This window comes from Clostridia bacterium (genome assembly GCA_012840125.1).
GTDB lineage: Bacteria > Bacillota > DULZ01 > DULZ01 > DULZ01 > DULZ01.
Map to the genome: position 1 here is coordinate 1 of DULZ01000081.1, position 13,474 is coordinate 13,474.

Here is a 13,474-nt window from a genome sequence, read left to right on the forward strand (position 1 = left end):
CGGGGTTTTTGAGCTGCGGTATGGGGGCCGGTATCGAGGACCGGGCGAAAGTGACCATCGAAAAGCAGGGGGATAAATACATGGTCAAAGTGGGAGTGGTGGAACTGGGACAAGGCAACTTGACCGCCTTTGCGCAAATCGCTGCCGATGCTTTGGGTGTTCCGGTGGAAGCCGTGGAAGTGATAGCGGGGGATACGGGACGTACCCACGACTGCGGCTCCACCGCCGCTTCCCGGAGCACCTATATTACCGGCAATGCCATTATCAAAGCGGCCCAGGACTTGCGGGCCGGCGGCGGCCGGCAAGGAACCGGCGAGAGTGTTTTCCCGGAATCCTCCCTTAAGCATCTCGGTGTAGGTTTGCCTCACGTCATGTACACCTTTTTGGTGAACGTGGTGAAACTGGCCTTGGACCCATTGACCGGGGAGATCAAGCTACTGGAGGCCCTGGCGGTGACCGAGGCCGGTCAGGTCGTTAATCCCGTCCTGTTAGACGCCCAGATCCAGGGAGGATTGGGACAAGGCATAGGTTACGCCCTCCTGGAGGAGTTTGCCTTTAATGCAAGGGGCCAGGCCGCGCAAAAGGATTTATCTACTTACCTCATTCCCACGGCCAAGGATGTGTGTGACATTCAGAATTTGACCGTGGAGGCCTATGAAAACTCCGGACCCTTCGGCGTAAAGGGCGCCGCCGAAGTAGGGACCGTATGCGTTGCGCCCGCCGTGACCGGTGCCTTAATGGACGGTTGGGGGATCTATGTTACCCGGCTGCCCATTTCCAAAGAAGAAATCACAAGGCAATTAAGGCGGAAAGGAGTGGTTCCCACCAAAGCAGTCTGATGCCTGTAGGGTTAAAGCACTTTGTGTTTACAACGATGAAGGAGGCTTCTCTCATGCGCAAAAAAGGATGGCTGCTGTTAGTGTTCATGGTTGTGCTGGCATTGGTGGTGGCAGGTTGCGGCGGTAACGAAGGCAACCGGCAGGAGGCCGGGGCAGGCGGGGAAGAGCCGTTCAAGGTGGCGCTCATCTTGCCGGGCAAGGCGGACGATGTTTCCTTCAACCAGGCCATGTATCAAGGTATGAAAACGGTGGAAAGCGCCCTGGGGTCCCAGATCCAGGTCACTTATGTAGAAGAAGTTTATGAAGTAGCGGATATTGAACCTGCATTACGGGACTTTGCGGCGGAAGGATATGACTTGGTCATCGGTCACGGTTTCCAGTTCATGGAGCCCATCGTCAAAGTAGCCACCGAATTTCCGGATGTGGCTTTTGCTCTCGGCACCGGTTACAAAACGGTAACCAACTCCTGTGTCTATGATGTCCACCTGCAGGAAGGCGGGTACCTGATGGGGATCCTGGCCGGGATGATGACCAAGACCGACAAAATCGGTGTCATCGGTGGGGCCGATGTTTCGGAAATCTACCGGGGACATGAAGCGTTCAAATACGCGGCCAAGCAAGTAAATCCGAAGGTGGAGATCCAGGAGCTCTACACCGGCGACTGGCGGGATGCGGCCAAAGCTAAAGACGCGGCTATTTCCATGTACGATTCCGGCGTAGACATTATCTGGCATTCCGGTGACGGGATCGGTCTTGGAGCCGTGGAGGCCGCCCGGGAAAAAGGCAAATGGGTGTTAGGCAACGTGGCCGACCAGAAAACATTGGCCCCGGATAATGTGTTAAGCGGTGTGGTCTACCAGTGGGATTTCGTCATTGAGCAGATAATTAACGACGTGAGGTCCGGCAAGTTCTTTGAACAGGAAGACAAGTTCTACTGGATCACCGTCGCTAACGGCGGTGTCACCATGGCACCCTTCTATGACAAGGACAGTGAAGTGCCCCAGGAAGTGAAGGACAAGCTGGAAGAAGCCGTCGCAGGTTTTAGAGCAGGCACCCTTGAACTGCCCGATTTCGATAAGTAACCGGCAATAATTTTCCCCCCTCTTGTCTTTCCCGGGGCAGCCGGCTGCGGGCTGCCCCGGGAACATAGACACTACTGTACCAACCAACCAGTAAGGGAGTTGGCCGTATGCATGAGAATCACGCTGTCAGCATGAAAAACATCGTCAAGCGTTTTGGTCCGCTAGTGGTAAACGACAAGGTCAATTTTGACGTCAAGCCGGGGACCATCCACGGGCTGTTGGGCGAAAACGGAGCCGGCAAATCCACCTTGATGAATATTCTCTACGGGTTGTACCAGCCCGACAGTGGGGAGATTTTTATCCACGGCAGGCAAGAGCAGATCGATACACCTTCCAAGGCCATCAGCCTTGGGATCGGCATGGTGCACCAGCATTTCATGCTGGTCCGGCCTTTCACCGTAGCGGAGAACGTGGTTTTGGGTTTTGAGACCAAAGGTATGGGTGTGGTGGATCTAAAAAAGGCCCGGGAAAAAATCCTGACCCTGGGTGAGCAGTACCATCTCAAAGTGGACCCGGATGCCAAGATTTCCACCTTGTCCGTCGGGGAACAGCAGCGGGTGGAAATCCTGTCCGTGGTGTATTACGGTGCCGATATCCTCATCCTGGACGAACCCACCGCCGTCCTTACGCCCCAGGAAGTCAGGGAACTTTTCCAGATCCTCAATTTGATGCGGGAGAGCGGGAAATCCATTATTTTCATCTCCCACAAGCTCGAGGAGGTCCTTGAGATCTGCGATGAGGTTTCCGTGCTGCGGGACGGCAAGAAGATCGGTACCGTGCCGGCCAAGCATGTGACGAAAAAAGAATTGACCAGGATGATGGTCGGTCGGGAAGTCCTCTTCGATTTTACCGCCGTGGACAGGAGTCCCGGTCAAGTAGTGATGGAGGTGGAAAAGGTATCGGCCCTGAGCGATAAAGGACTGCCCGCCTTGCAAGAAGTTTCCTTGCAGTTAAGGGAAGGGGAGATTTTAGGCATTGCCGGCGTGGACGGCAATGGCCAGAAAGAGCTCTGTGAGGTACTCACCGGGTTGCGCCCGGTTACCCGGGGCCGTATTCAGCTGAAAGGAAGGGACTTGTCGCAAGGCAGGCCCAAGGACTTTATCAGGGCCGGCGTGTCCCATGTGCCGGAAGACCGCCACAGCCTCGGTTTAGCCATGAATATGAACGTCATGCAGAATTTTATCATCAAGGAGTTTGACACGCCCCGCTATTGTCAATGGGGCATGCTGCGGGGGAACCGGATCAAGGAAGAATGCCTTGAAATGGTGCGGCAATACGATGTAAAAACCAGTTCCATTTATGCCCGGGTCCGGCTGCTCTCCGGCGGCAATCAACAAAAAATCGTGTTAGGCCGGGAAATCGGATGCAATCCCAGCGTCATCATCGTCAACCAGCCGACCCGCGGGTTGGATATCGGCGCCACGGAGTACGTGCGGCAGCAGCTGCTGGACCAGAAAGAGAAGGGTGTGGCCATTCTCCTGGTATCGGCGGATTTAGACGAGGTCTTGCAGCTGTCAGACCGGATTGCCGTCATCTACGAAGGAAGGATTATGGGAGTGTTGGAAAAAGGGGAATTCGACATTGAACGCATTGGCCTGATGATGGCCGGGGTAGGGGAGGTGGCAGTATGAAACAAGCAAAAGGAGTAATGCTGGATGCCTGCCGCGGGATGGCACCTGCCCTCATAGCCATTGTACTTGCGCTGCTGGTAGGAGCCGTGCTGCTTTTGATAGCCGGCAACAACCCGGTGGAGGCCTACCGGAGTCTTTTCAACGGGGCTTTTGGTTCCAGCCATCGTTTTGCGGAGACCGTGGTCAAGGCCATCCCCCTGGCGGTTTTGGGGTTAGGGATCTCGGTGGCTTTCCGGGCTAATATCTGGAATATCGGCGGGGACGGACAATTCACTTTGGGCGCCATTTTTGCCATGGCGGCCGCTCTCTATCTTCCCCTGCCCGTACCCTTGCTGCTGCCTGTCACCCTGCTGGCAGCCTTCGCCGGAGGGGCTCTCTGGGGAGGCCTGGCCGGTTATTTGAAGGCCCGGTTTAACGCCAATGAAGTGATCACCACCTTGATGATGAATTATGTGGCCCTTTACCTTTTGGAGTGGCTGGTGAAAGGCCCGATGATTGATCCCAACGGGCACGGTTTTCCCCAGACTGAGCTCTTGGCGGAAAGCTTGCGCCTGCCGGTTTTGCTGGCGGGGACCAGGCTCCATGCCGGGGTAGTGGTGGCCTTAATCCTGGCCGTGGCAGGCTATTTCTTCTGGAAAACGGTGCTGGGCTTTAAGATTCAACTGGTGGGTGAAAGCCCCAAAGTGGCTGAATACAGCGGCATTAATGTGCCGCGCATCACCGTGATTACGATGGTCATCTCGGCGGGCTTGGCCGGTTTGGCCGGTTGGACGGAAGTGTTCGGTATTCATTACCGCCTGCTGGAGAACATTTCGGGCAGCTACGGGAACCTGGCCATCGTGGTGGCGCTGCTGGCGGGACTGAATCCCCTTGGTATTCTGGTTTCGGCCTTTTTCTTCGCTGCCCTGGTGACCGGCGGCAATACCATGCAGCGGATGGTGGGGGTACCCTTTTCCCTTGTTTACATCATCCAGGGACTGGTAATCATTTTTGTGATCAGCCGCGTAATCCTCACAAAATGGAGGGAAAAACATGCTGGAACAGATCCTATCAGCCGGTTTCTTTGTAAGTTTAATGGCCGGGGCAGTCAGGATGAGCACTCCGATCCTGTTGCCGGCCTTAGGTGAGATTTTCGGCCAGCGGTCCGGTATTTTAAACCTGGGGCTGGAAGGCACCATGTTGATGGGGGCCTTGGGGGGATTTTTAGGAGCGTATTTTTCCGGGAACCTCTGGATCGGGGTGCTGCTGGCTATGGTGTTCGGCGTCATTTATTCACTCCTGATGGCTTTCCTGGCGGTGACGGTGCAAGCCAATCAAGTGATCGCCGGTACGGCCCTCACCATTTTGGGGGGCGGTTTGGCTACCTTTATTTTCCGGGTCGTCTTTGGCATCAGGGACCTGCCGCCCACGATCCAACCTTTTCCGGTACTCTCCATACCCGTATTATCCAAAATACCGGTGATCGGCCCCATCCTGTTTGAGCAAAACATTCTCGTTTATTTAACGTTTATCCTGGTTTTTGTGGCAGCCTTTGTGCTGGACCGGACTACATTTGGGTTGAAAGTAAAAGCCGTCGGGGAACACCCGCAGGCGGCGGATGCCAAAGGCATCAATGTCTACCTGATCCGGTACCTGTGTGTCATGATTGGCGGGGCTATGGCCGGTCTGGGCGGGGCCTTTTTGTCCATCGGGTTTATGAATACCTATCTAGACGGCATGGCCGCCGGCCGAGGTTTTATTGCCATTGCCGTGGTTATCTTTGCCCGCTGGCATCCTTACCGGGCGCTGGGGGCAGCGCTGCTGTTCGGTTTGGCCAATTCCCTGCAGTTGAAATTACAGGCGATTGGGGTACCGGTACCGCACCAGTTTTTGTTGGCCTTACCGTATGCCTTAACCGTTTTGGTGCTGATTGGGGTTTCGAAGAAAGCCGAATTCCCGGCTGCTTTCACCCTGCCTTATGCCAGAGGTGAACGGTGATGAACAAAAAGGGGATTGGGATCCTGTTGCTAAGCTTGGCCCTGCTGTTGATGGCAGCCGGCTACGCCTACTCGGAATACGCCGTACCCGGCTGCAGGAAGTCCCATGATCATGCTTTAGCGAGGGCACAGGCCTTTGTTGATGCCGTCAATGCCAACGATCCAGCGCAGGTCTACCGGTATCTGAGCAAAGATATCAGGCTCTTAATCGATCAAGAGGGGTTTGTGGGGAACTTTGCCAAGGAAAGGTCTTATCCCTATTTAACCCCGTTATACCTGTATGTCCATTCTTTGGACCTGGTGGAAAACCGCATGTCAGGCACCTTGACCTGTATCGTTGCCGCCCGCTTGCCGGGCCAGACCATGAGCTTCCCCGTGGTTTTTGAGGATGGAGATTATTATATCGAAGCTTTTCGCGACATTGCCGACGGTAGTTTCTTGGATAAATTCTCCAAGCTTTAGCGGGAAGGAGGAAGCCCCTTGACACAGCTATATAGTTTTAAATTGAACGGTGCTCCGGTGACACTGGAAGTTTCATCCTCAGCCACGCTGCTGGAAGTCCTGCGGGAACACCTGGGCCGGACAGGCACCAAGGAGGGCTGCGGGCAGGGCGAGTGCGGCGCCTGCACGGTGCTTTTAAACGGCAAACCGGTCAACTCCTGCTTGATTCTCATGGACCAGGTGGAGGGACAGAGAGTGACCACGATTGAAGGTTTAACCGGGGAAGGGGAGCCCCACCTCTTGCAAAAGGTGTTTGTAGAGATGGGAGCCGTCCAGTGTGGTTTTTGCACCCCCGGCATGATCCTCTCTGCCTATGCCCTGCTGGCGGAAAACCCAAACCCCACTCGGGAAGAGATTCGCGAGGCATTATCGGGTAATCTTTGCCGCTGTACCGGTTATACCAAAATTGTGGATGCGGTAGAGGTTGCCGCAAGGAGGCTGGCCCATGCAGGTGTATAATCCCCAATCGATTGAAGAAGCCCTGGTCCTGTTAAATGATCTGGGCCAAGCAGTGAAAATCCTGGCCGGTGGTACGGATTTGCTGGTCCACCACAAGCAGGGGAGAATCCGGTTGGCACAGGTGTTAAACCTCTCCCGCATTCAAGCCTTGAGTTACATCCGGGAGGAAGGGGAAGCACTGTGGATTGGCCCCCTGACTACCCATGCTGAAATAGCCGGTTCCCCGCTTATCCGGCAGTATGCCGGGGCCCTGGCCCAGGCCGCCGCTGCGGTGGGGTCGCCCCAGATTAGAAACAAGGGCACCATCGGCGGCAACATCGGCACCGCCTCGCCGGCGGGAGACACGCTGCCTGCCCTGGTCTGCCTGGATGCCCGGTTGGTCCTGGAACGCCTGGGGGGCAAGAGAGTGGTGCCTGTGCGCCGGTTCTTTCAAGGGCCGGGAAAACACATTATGGATCCCCAGGAATTAATCACGGGGATCATGGTGCCCAAACTAAAGGAAGATCAAGTTTCCGCGTATGTGAAACTGGGCCCCCGGCGTGCCCTGGCTATCGCCGTGGCCAGCGCGGCGGTGAAAGCGAAAAAAGCCGGGAATGCCTTATTTGATGTGGAAGCGGCTTTCGGTTCCCTTGGGCCCACCGTCATGTATTTCCCCCTGCCCCAGTTGCAGGGGATCCGGCCCGGGCAAGATGACCTCTGGACCAGGATCCAGTTTATCAAGGATCAGGTCAATCCCATTACCGATATCAGGGGGACCAGGGAATACAGGCAGGAAATGGCAGCTGCCCTGCTGTACCGGGCGCTGGAAAGGTTATGAGGGTGACAAAAGGTGACAGCAATACCCCTATGAGGTAATACTTGCATAGGGGTTTAATGTTTAAAATGATATTTTTTGCCCCCAGGATATGCTATAATTATTCTTACTATTGCAAACGTAGGAGGAACACGGAGGATGGATCCGATTACCCATGGTTTACTGGGGCTGGGGGTAGCGAGTTTTTCCGGGCAGCCTTTGTCCCTGCACAGCCCCGTTTACCTGAGTGCTTTGCTGGGTTCCTTGGCACCCGATTTTGATCTGGTCATGCAGTTAAAAGGAGACCTGACCTATTTGAAGCACCACCGGGGAGTGTCCCATTCCATCCCGGGGTCCGCTTTCATCGTGGGCTTAATTACCGTTCCTTTGGCGCTGGCCTTTCCTGAGGTACCCTTCTGGACGCTGTTCCTGTGGGGCTGGCTCGGTGCCTTGTCCCACTGTTTCATAGACATTTTTAACTCTTATGGCTCCGAGCTGCTGTGGCCCCTTTACCGGCGCAAAATCAGTGTTAACTTGCTCAACATCTTTGATCTTTACCTTTTTATCCTGCTGGTGGTGATCCTTTACAGCCAGGATACCTATCCTTCCCTCCGGGGCTGGACCATCCTGCTGGCGCTGGTGTACGTGGGCCTGCGCTATTTGTTAAGCCTCAGGATTCGCAGGCAGCTCCGGCGGCATTATGGGAAGGAAGCCAAGCGGATTATTGTGATGCCGGCCCTGAAAGGCAACTGGACCTGGGATGTTTGTGTGGAGACGAAGCACAACTTCATTGTGGGCCAGATGTACTCTTTTTCCTTAATGTTTAACCTGAGGGAAATGCTGGTGAAACAGCAAAACAACTTGATCAAAGCAGCCCTGGACAGCAAATTGGGCAGGCTCTTTAAGGAGTTTACCCCTTTGTTTCACGTGTCGTTACAGCCGACGGAAAACGGGTACCTGGTCAGGTTCTTCGACTTGAGGTATCACTTGCGCCAGCAGTTCCTGCATACGGGAACGGCTGTTTTCAATGAAGAGTGCAAGCTGGTAGAGGAGATCTTCAGCCCCTACCTGGGCAAGCGCAACATCAAGATTGCCAGTTAACCATGGCAAAGCTGCCGCCGGCAGCTTTGTTTTTTAAAAAAATGTGGCAACTGTCTGACAATTGGGAGGATATCCTGCCCGGGCATAGAAATGGTTGATTACCGAACATCAAGCAGCGCGGCTGCTGGAAGTAGCAAGGGGGGGCTAGGGATGCTAGTCGAGGAAATCATGAAACGTGAGGTTGTCACCATCTCCCGCGATGAGTCCGTCCATGCTGCCCTGGGTAAAACCAAGGAACACCGGATCAGGCATTTGCCCGTGGTGGATCAGGGTCGCCTGGTAGGCATTGTTTCCGACCGGGACTTAAGGGACGTGAGCCCGTCTTACTTAATTCAACCGGGCGATATAGATGTTCTCAAGTCCACCAAAGTGGAACAGATCATGAAATATCCCGTCCTAACGGCTCATCCTCTGGATGGGGTGGATGAAGCCGCCAGGATGATGTATGAATACCGCATCGGCTGCTTGCCTGTGGTCAAAGGGGATAAGCTGGTGGGCATTATCACGGAAACGGACATGTTAAGGGTCATGGTGGAATGGATCGGTACCCTGGAGCCGGGCACCATGCTGGAAATCGAGGTGCCGGACCGGCCGGGTGCCCTGGCGGAAGTGACGGCAGCCGTCAAGAAACACGGGGTGAACATGTGCAGCTTGTTAATGCGCTGCGGCCACCGCCCGAATACTCGCCTGGTAAGCGCCAAGCTGCAGACGATGCAAGTAGCCCATATTATTGAAGATATTGAGGCCCTGGGATTTAGAGTCTTGCATCCGTTGCGGAGGGGATAAAAATGGCGGGTAAACCCTTGGTTATCTATTCATCTCATTTTACCGAGTACAAGTTCCATGACGGCCATCCATTTGATCCCCTCAGGCTGAGACTCTGGTATGAACTGCTGGAGGCCATGGATGCGGTGCAGCCCCAGGACCTGGTGTTTCCGCAGCCGGCTTCCGACGAGCAGCTGCTGCTGGTCCATACCCAGGACTATATTGATGCCGTGAAAATGGCCAGCCGGGGCAAATTGCCCCCGGATCCCATGCAGTATAACCTGGGCACGGAGGATAACCCCATCTTTCCCAACATGCATCAAGCCGCCTCCCTGGTGGTGGGCGGTACCCTCCTGGCGGCCCGTTTAGTCATGGAGGGAACGGCCGCTCATGTTTTCAACGTGGGGGGCGGCCTGCATCATGCCATGACGGACCGGGCTTCCGGCTTTTGCATTTACAATGATGCCGCCGTGGCGATTAGGTGGCTGCGCAATACCTGTAACGTGCGGGTCATCTATATCGACGTGGATGCCCACCATGGCGACGGGGTCCAGTGGGTCTTCTATAAAGACCCGGAAGTGATGACCGTATCTTTTCACGAAACAGGCCGCTACCTGTTCCCCGGTACCGGCGGTGTCCTGGAAAGGGGAGCCGGGGAAGGATACGGCTATGCCGTCAATGTGCCCCTGGAGCCCTTTACCGAGGACGATTCCTTCATTGAAGCGTTACATAAGGTGCTGCCAACCTTGATGGAGAGCTTCCGGCCGGACATTATCGTCAGCCAGCACGGCTGTGACACCCATGAGCATGATCCCTTGACCCACCTGTCCTTAACCACCCGGGGCTTTACGGAAGCGGCCCGCTTAATCCACCGGCTGGCCCATGAGTACTGCCAGAGCCGTTGGGTGGCCTTGGGCGGGGGCGGGTATGATATCTGGCGGGTGGTGCCGCGGAGTTGGGCCCTGCTGTGGGGAGAATTATCCGGCAGGACGCTGCCTGACAAGATACCGGAAACCTGGCGGCAGAAATGGGCCAAAGCGGCTCCCGCACCTCTCCCTGAATACCTGCATGATGACCCGGCTGATTTCCCGCCGAAACCCAGGCGGGAAGAGATCAATGAAAAAAACCGGCGGACGGTGGAGCAGGCTTTGAACAGGCCGGTGTGGAGTTACCTGTTTTAAATTAACAGAGAATTTAGAAACATTTACCATTTCTGAACATATGTGAATTGTTGCACTAGCCGGGGATCTAGGCTATAATGAATACACATTCAGCGGTATGGAGAGGTGATGAAGGTGCTGGCCGAGCAGGTGCAGACGGAAAAAATGCCGCTTATGCCGTATAAGGAATTAAATACCCCGAAAGGGTTGGTCATCGTCAAGGGTCCCGTCCCGCCCGAGGAACTGGCCGAGTTGACCATGAATGAAGGCTTGTCTGCTTTTCGCCCGCCCCAGCGGCAGCACAAGGCCCTGATTGACATTGCTTCCATGGAGCAGGGGATGATTTTTGCCGCGATCCATGGAGAAGAAATCGTGGGATATTGTACTTTTCATCCTCCCGATGAGTTTGAAAGGTGGGGCCAGGCGAATATCCCCGAACTGATTGAACTGGGCGGGCTGGAAGTCAGTCCCCAGTGGCGGGGCTGCGGTCTTGCCCAGGCCATCTTGGAAACGGCCTTTGCCGGCGACCGGTTTGAAAAAAACATTGTGATTGCCACCGAGTACTGCTGGCACTGGGACCTGAAAGGAACCGGACTGCCGGTATTTAAGTATCGCCAGATGATGGAAAAACTCCTGCGCACGGTAGGCATGTATCCCCTGGGTACCGATGACCCGGAGATCTGCTCCCACCCGGCCAACATGCTGGCGGTGCGGGTCGGTTCCAAAGTGCCCAGCGACGCTTTTATCGCTTTCGAGGCACTGCGCTACCAGAGCAGGAGCATGTACTAAGGAATAGGGTTGGCCGTGGAGGACATACTAAGAAGAGCAATACACCACAACTGGAGGGAAACACATGGTCAACCCGATGCCGGAAAACGTCTCGCGGCAGTTTAAATGCCCCCGCTGCGGTTTCATGTTCAGCGTGCAAGGGGACGAAGGGGATTGCCCGACGTGTCATTTTCACTGCACGGAATTCACCTGCCGGGTGGTGGATGGTTCTGATGAAGATTATTAAAGCGGGTTAGGATAACCATGGCAGGTACCGTCTGTCCCTTGTGCAACGGTTTAATTGAAGTGAGCCGCCGGTGTCCCCGCTGCGGCAGCCCGCTGGAAGATCAGGGCCAAGCGGAAGTGTTCTACGATCCTTACAGCCCTTATGAAGACGACGCCCTTGTGCCCACCCTCAGTTCCGCCGCCCCACCGGAAAAGTGGTGCTGGCATGTGGTGGCTTGTCCCGCCTGCCTGGCCCAAGATGTCGTCCCCATTGCCCAGTGGCGGAACCCTCAGCCCAGCCGGTAAACGACTTCGATGACAGCGCCTTCTTCCTCCCGGCTGCGGGAATCGTATCGGACCAGGTCTTCGATTAAAGGATCGGAAATCAATATTTGCCAGGCACGATAAAGAGTTCGTATGAACTCTTTATTTAATGCCTCTTTTCTTTCCAAGAGGGGGCAAGCGTAGGGAAGGTCCATGGTTTCCCAGATCAACCACAGCTCGCCGGTATCGGACAAGTGGGGCGCCAGGGGAAAAGTGCGGCACTGCATGGGCCGTTTTTCCCGCGGGCAGTTGCTGTTGCACTTGATGAAATATGTCTTCCCATACCAGGTGGGAGGAAAATCATAATCCCGCACCCGGTGCCTTTCCCAGGTAAGCCAATCCTTTTCCCCTTGCAGGACCAGGTCCTCGTTCGGGAGGAGATAAATCCCCAGGTCTTCGTCCCCCCGCCGGCAGCAGGCTTTACGGCACAAAGTGCCGCAGTCGTAGGGCACGTGGTTCACCCGGTTCAGCATGTCGTAAATCTCATGAAACGTTTCTTTGCTCAACGATCCCTGCATGAGCCGTTCCCTTCTTTGCACCGGTGTTGTTCCCCCATATGTTACAATTAATCCTGGGAAAATGCAATGACCAAAACAGAGAGGCTGAGGTTATGCTGGATGCCGGTCTGGTGAAAAAGACAGCTGGAGAAATAGGCTTTGACCTGGTGGGTATTACCGCCGCCCGGCCCATGTGGGAACTGGCGGAACTGCTGGAAGAACGCCAAGCCCGGGGTCTGGTCCCGGCTTTTGTCTCCGGTAACGTCGCCGCGCGCTTGGATCCGGGGCTGCTCCTGCCCGGGGCCAAGTCCGTGGTGATGACAGCCATAAACTACTATAACCCGCTCACGGAACAGGCGGCAGCCCTGGGGCTGTCTCGCAGCACTTTCGGGACGGATTACCACCTGGTGCTGGGGGCGATGCTGGAGGAATTGGGCCAAAGGCTCCAAAGGATGGATCCGGGTTTGCGCTATTATCAATTCGTGGATACGGGCCCTTTATTGGAACGGGAACTGGCCCGGCGGGCAGGCCTGGGCTGGTTTGGGAAAAATGCGAGCCTGATCACCCCCGAGTACGGTTCCTGGGTCTTCCTCGGCGGGCTTTTGGTTAACCGGGAGCTGGAGGAAGACCGGCCCCTCCAAAAAGATTGCGCACATTGCACCGCCTGTTTAAAGGCTTGCCCGTCGGGAGCCTTGGAGGAGCCCTACCTGGTCAATCCCCACCGGTGCTTATCTTACCTTACCCAGAAGAAGGGCTTCTTAACCGGGGCCGAAAGGGAACAGCTGGGCGGGCGGGTGTACGGCTGCGATGCTTGCCAGGCGGCCTGTCCCGTCAATCAAAAAACGGCCCAGGCGACGAAACACCGGGACTTTCGCCCTGACTGGCCCGAAGATTTATCCCTGGCCCAGTTGGCCTTGATGGATAACCGGACCTTCCGCCGCCTGTTCGGCCAAAGCGCCCTGGCCTGGCGCGGTAAAACCAATTTAAAACGCAACGCCGTTCTCGCCCTGGGCCGGCGGCAGGACGAAGATGTCATCCCCGTGTTGGCACAAGCCCTCCGGGACCCTGCCCCGGTGGTGCGGGCCCATGCGGCCTGGGCCCTGAGCCGTATGGCCCAGCCCGGGGTCAAAGCCCTGCTCACGGAAACCCTGGCCCGGGAACGGGATCCCCGGGTAGCGGCGGAACTGCAGGCGGCATTAAGGCAGGTCAAATAATTTAATGCCAGTGGAGAATACTAATGCTAGCTTATTTCATCGCAAAGGAGTGGTTGCCATTGTCGACCGCTAAGAAGCTGGCATTAGTGCTTTTTATAATTATAGCCCTGCCCTTGAGCGGTTGCCGGCGGGCCCAGTC

General features: G+C 55.7%; 16 protein-coding genes. 15 read left to right on the top strand and 1 reads right to left on the bottom strand.

Annotated elements, in window-relative coordinates:
• The 14 genes from GXX34_09350 to GXX34_09415 form a co-directional block, all read left to right on the top strand.
• The coding region (locus GXX34_09350) for a xanthine dehydrogenase family protein molybdopterin-binding subunit (GenBank protein ID HHW07715.1) at positions 1 to 839 on the top strand (839 nt) is incomplete at its 5' end.
• A 53-nt stretch (positions 840 to 892) separates the two neighbouring features.
• Positions 893 to 1,921, top strand: coding sequence for a BMP family ABC transporter substrate-binding protein (locus tag GXX34_09355; GenBank protein HHW07716.1), 1,029 nt, complete (start codon positions 893 to 895; stop codon positions 1,919 to 1,921).
• Positions 1,922 to 2,028: 107 nt separating this feature from the next.
• On the top strand, positions 2,029 to 3,552 hold the full coding sequence (locus GXX34_09360) for an ABC transporter ATP-binding protein (protein HHW07717.1): 1,524 nt from the start codon (positions 2,029 to 2,031) through the stop codon (positions 3,550 to 3,552).
• Positions 3,549 to 4,679, top strand: a complete 1,131-nt coding sequence (locus GXX34_09365) for an ABC transporter permease (protein ID HHW07718.1) — start codon at positions 3,549 to 3,551, stop codon at positions 4,677 to 4,679. Before GXX34_09360 ends, GXX34_09365 begins: the two co-directional genes overlap by 4 nt.
• Complete coding sequence (locus GXX34_09370; protein ID HHW07719.1) at positions 4,585 to 5,529, top strand: ABC transporter permease; 945 nt, start codon at positions 4,585 to 4,587, stop codon at positions 5,527 to 5,529. Before GXX34_09365 ends, GXX34_09370 begins: the two co-directional genes overlap by 95 nt.
• Positions 5,526 to 5,990, top strand: coding sequence for a hypothetical protein (locus tag GXX34_09375; protein ID HHW07720.1), 465 nt, complete (start codon positions 5,526 to 5,528; stop codon positions 5,988 to 5,990). Before GXX34_09370 ends, GXX34_09375 begins: the two co-directional genes overlap by 4 nt.
• A gap of 18 nt (positions 5,991 to 6,008) precedes the next feature.
• Positions 6,009 to 6,488, top strand: a complete 480-nt coding sequence (locus tag GXX34_09380; protein HHW07721.1) for a (2Fe-2S)-binding protein — start codon at positions 6,009 to 6,011, stop codon at positions 6,486 to 6,488.
• Entirely contained in the window at positions 6,475 to 7,305 is an 831-nt protein-coding gene (locus GXX34_09385) for a xanthine dehydrogenase family protein subunit M (protein HHW07722.1), read from the top strand. The genes GXX34_09380 and GXX34_09385 overlap by 14 nt, the downstream gene beginning before the upstream one ends.
• Positions 7,306 to 7,440: 135 nt before the next feature.
• On the top strand, positions 7,441 to 8,382 hold the full coding sequence (locus GXX34_09390; GenBank protein ID HHW07723.1) for a metal-dependent hydrolase: 942 nt from the start codon (positions 7,441 to 7,443) through the stop codon (positions 8,380 to 8,382).
• A gap of 150 nt (positions 8,383 to 8,532) precedes the next feature.
• Positions 8,533 to 9,168, top strand: coding sequence for a CBS domain-containing protein (locus GXX34_09395; protein HHW07724.1), 636 nt, complete (start codon positions 8,533 to 8,535; stop codon positions 9,166 to 9,168).
• Positions 9,169 to 9,170: 2 nt separating this feature from the next.
• A complete protein-coding gene (locus GXX34_09400; protein ID HHW07725.1) occupies positions 9,171 to 10,328 on the top strand; it encodes an acetoin utilization protein AcuC in 1,158 nt (385 codons plus the stop codon).
• Between the two features lie 144 nt (positions 10,329 to 10,472).
• Positions 10,473 to 11,096 (top strand): GNAT family N-acetyltransferase, encoded by a 624-nt coding sequence (locus tag GXX34_09405; GenBank protein HHW07726.1) that lies wholly within the window; start codon positions 10,473 to 10,475, stop codon positions 11,094 to 11,096.
• Between the two features lie 64 nt (positions 11,097 to 11,160).
• Positions 11,161 to 11,322: a hypothetical protein gene (locus GXX34_09410; protein ID HHW07727.1), complete on the top strand. Its 162-nt coding sequence runs from the start codon at positions 11,161 to 11,163 to the stop codon at positions 11,320 to 11,322.
• Between the two features lie 17 nt (positions 11,323 to 11,339).
• Positions 11,340 to 11,606 (top strand): hypothetical protein, encoded by a 267-nt coding sequence (locus GXX34_09415; protein ID HHW07728.1) that lies wholly within the window; start codon positions 11,340 to 11,342, stop codon positions 11,604 to 11,606.
• On the opposite strand, the gene GXX34_09420 is transcribed toward GXX34_09415, so the two are convergent.
• A complete protein-coding gene (locus tag GXX34_09420; GenBank protein HHW07729.1) occupies positions 11,591 to 12,163 on the bottom strand; it encodes a hypothetical protein in 573 nt (190 codons plus the stop codon). The genes GXX34_09415 and GXX34_09420 overlap by 16 nt on opposite strands.
• A gap of 71 nt (positions 12,164 to 12,234) precedes the next feature.
• Here GXX34_09420 and queG point away from each other — a divergent pair, with 71 nt between their 5' ends.
• Positions 12,235 to 13,335, top strand: a complete 1,101-nt coding sequence (gene queG / locus GXX34_09425; GenBank protein ID HHW07730.1) for a tRNA epoxyqueuosine(34) reductase QueG — start codon at positions 12,235 to 12,237, stop codon at positions 13,333 to 13,335.
• Positions 13,336 to 13,474 lie beyond the last annotated feature (139 nt).

Bases quoted from the DNA above. Each gene is read 5' to 3' on its own strand.
- GXX34_09355 (HHW07716.1), top strand. From the start codon at position 893: ATGCGCAAAAAAGGATGGCTGCTGTTAGTGTTCATGGTTGTGCTGGCA.
- GXX34_09360 (HHW07717.1), top strand. From the start codon at position 2,029: ATGCATGAGAATCACGCTGTCAGCATGAAAAACATCGTCAAGCGTTTT.
- GXX34_09365 (HHW07718.1), top strand. From the start codon at position 3,549: ATGAAACAAGCAAAAGGAGTAATGCTGGATGCCTGCCGCGGGATGGCA.
- GXX34_09370 (HHW07719.1), top strand. From the start codon at position 4,585: ATGCTGGAACAGATCCTATCAGCCGGTTTCTTTGTAAGTTTAATGGCC.
- GXX34_09385 (HHW07722.1), top strand. From the start codon at position 6,475: ATGCAGGTGTATAATCCCCAATCGATTGAAGAAGCCCTGGTCCTGTTA.
- GXX34_09390 (HHW07723.1), top strand. From the start codon at position 7,441: ATGGATCCGATTACCCATGGTTTACTGGGGCTGGGGGTAGCGAGTTTT.
- GXX34_09395 (HHW07724.1), top strand. From the start codon at position 8,533: ATGCTAGTCGAGGAAATCATGAAACGTGAGGTTGTCACCATCTCCCGC.
- GXX34_09400 (HHW07725.1), top strand. From the start codon at position 9,171: ATGGCGGGTAAACCCTTGGTTATCTATTCATCTCATTTTACCGAGTAC.
- GXX34_09405 (HHW07726.1), top strand. From the start codon at position 10,473: ATGCCGCTTATGCCGTATAAGGAATTAAATACCCCGAAAGGGTTGGTC.
- GXX34_09410 (HHW07727.1), top strand. From the start codon at position 11,161: ATGGTCAACCCGATGCCGGAAAACGTCTCGCGGCAGTTTAAATGCCCC.
- GXX34_09415 (HHW07728.1), top strand. From the start codon at position 11,340: ATGGCAGGTACCGTCTGTCCCTTGTGCAACGGTTTAATTGAAGTGAGC.
- queG (HHW07730.1), top strand. From the start codon at position 12,235: ATGCTGGATGCCGGTCTGGTGAAAAAGACAGCTGGAGAAATAGGCTTT.